This window comes from Mesorhizobium sp. M1A.F.Ca.IN.020.06.1.1 (assembly GCF_004023265.1).
GTDB lineage: Bacteria > Pseudomonadota > Alphaproteobacteria > Rhizobiales > Rhizobiaceae > Mesorhizobium.
The window spans coordinates 1-1317 of sequence record NZ_RZSR01001280.1; the positions used below are offsets into that span (position 1 = coordinate 1).

At 64.8% G+C, this 1317-nt stretch carries 1 protein-coding gene and 1 pseudogene; one reads left to right on the plus strand and one right to left on the minus strand.

Going from position 1 to position 1317, the window contains the following annotated elements:
* Positions 1 to 1201: argininosuccinate lyase (gene argH / locus EOA60_RS33260; RefSeq protein ID WP_128312634.1), on the minus strand; the 1201-nt coding region annotated here is incomplete at its 3' end.
* A 36-nt stretch (positions 1202 to 1237) separates the two neighbouring features.
* On the opposite strand from argH, the pseudogene EOA60_RS39960 reads away from it, so the two are divergent.
* Positions 1238 to 1317 (plus strand): annotated as a pseudogene (locus tag EOA60_RS39960) (TlpA family protein disulfide reductase); the annotation flags it as partial.

Sequence of the window (1317 nt, forward strand, 5' to 3'; positions counted from 1 at the left end):
GGGCCACGGCGCGGCCGGTGACGTGATGGGCCTCGCGGAAGGGCAGGCCGAGATTGCGCACCAGCCAGTCGGCGAGGTCGGTGGCGGTGGCGTGACCGGCGCCGGCGGCCTTCTTCATGGCGGCCGTGTTCACGGTCATGTCGCGCACCATGCCGGTGGTCGCCGCCAGCATCAGGTCGAGCGTCTCGGCTGCGTCGAAAACCGATTCCTTGTCCTCCTGCATGTCCTTGCCGTAGGTCAGCGGCATGCCCTTCATGACCGTCAGCAGGCCGACCAGATGGCCGTTGATGCGGCCGGTCTTGCCGCGTACCAGCTCCGCGGCGTCGGGGTTCTTCTTCTGTGGCATGATCGAGGAGCCGGTGGAGAAGGAATCCGACAGCCGGATGAACCCGAATTGCGGCGTCGACCAGATGATGATCTCCTCGGCGAGCCGCGACAAATGCGTGCCGCAGATCGCGGCGATCGACAGGAATTCGAGCGCGAAGTCGCGGTCCGACACGCTGTCCAACGAATTGCGCATCGGCTCGCGGAAGCCGAGCGCCTTCGCGGTCATATGGCGGTCGATGGAAAAGCTCGTGCCGGCCAGCGCCGCGGCACCCAGCGGGCTTTCGTCCATGCGCTCGATGGCGTCGCGGACACGCGAGAGATCGCGGCCGAACATCTCGACATAGGCCATGCAATGGTGGCCGAAGGTCACCGGCTGCGCGGCCTGCATATGGGTGAAGCCGGGCATCACCGTCGCGGCGTGGTCCTCGGCGCGCTCGAGGAAGGCGGCGATGAGGTCCTTCAGCGCCTGGGCGACGCGCTGGCATTCCTCCTTGACCCAGAGTCTCAGATCGACCGCCACCTGATCGTTGCGCGAGCGGGCGGTATGCAGGCGGCCGGCGGCCGACCCGATCAGATCGGCCAAACGCGCCTCGACATTCATGTGGATGTCTTCGAGCTTGGTCGAGAATTCGAACTTCCCGGCCTCGATCTCTTTCAGGATCGTGTTCAGGCCGTGAGCGATTTTTTCTTGATCGGCGGCCGAAATAATGCCCGTTTCAGCCAACATCTTGCTGTGGGCGATCGAGCCGCGGATGTCCTGCGCGGAGAGTTTGCGGTCGAAGGCGATCGATGCGTTGATCGCTTCCATGATCGCGGCCGGGCCCGAGGCAAAACGTCCGCCCCACATCTGGTTGCTGGCCTTCTTGTCGCTCATCGCTATAACCCGTGCTCCGGAGCAGTTTTTAAGAAAATGGCAGACGGCAATAAGTTCTTCCCGGCCCCGCGCCTCAACCTCGCCGCGCTTGTGGCGGGGGTGGTTGGCGGCGCGGG